Origin of the sequence: Paraburkholderia sp. SIMBA_030 (genome assembly GCF_046535245.1) — a bacterium.
In the GTDB taxonomy this organism is placed as follows: Bacteria; Pseudomonadota; Gammaproteobacteria; order Burkholderiales; family Burkholderiaceae; genus Paraburkholderia.
This window is the reverse complement of record NZ_JAWRXB010001408.1, coordinates 1-244: the sequence shown is the minus strand read 5'-3', so window position 1 is coordinate 244 and position 244 is coordinate 1. Positions and strand designations below refer to the sequence as shown.

At 54.9% G+C, this 244-nt stretch carries 1 protein-coding gene; it reads right to left on the bottom strand.

What is annotated here, in order from left to right; genetic code table 11:
- A partial coding sequence (locus SB772_RS44670; RefSeq protein ID WP_410839111.1) for a hypothetical protein occupies positions 1-244 on the bottom strand: 244 nt, incomplete at both ends.

Here is a 244-nt window from a genome sequence, read left to right as displayed (position 1 = left end):
AAGTCGACACCCAAGGCAGTTTCAAGCGGCCCTTTGTCGAGTGTTTGCACATGAAGCTTGCGTGAACCTTCCTGTATTGAGAGGTCTCCGGTTACCGCGAAGTCTGGCAACTCGAGACTGGCGAACGCATTCCGGTCATAGTCGACGAGCTCGCGCTCTTGAGTCGGCGCAACGCCTTCTAGGTAGGAGATAAAGGAGTCTTCTCGTGCGCTCTCGTCTACCGGTTTAGCCTTCCGAAACACCT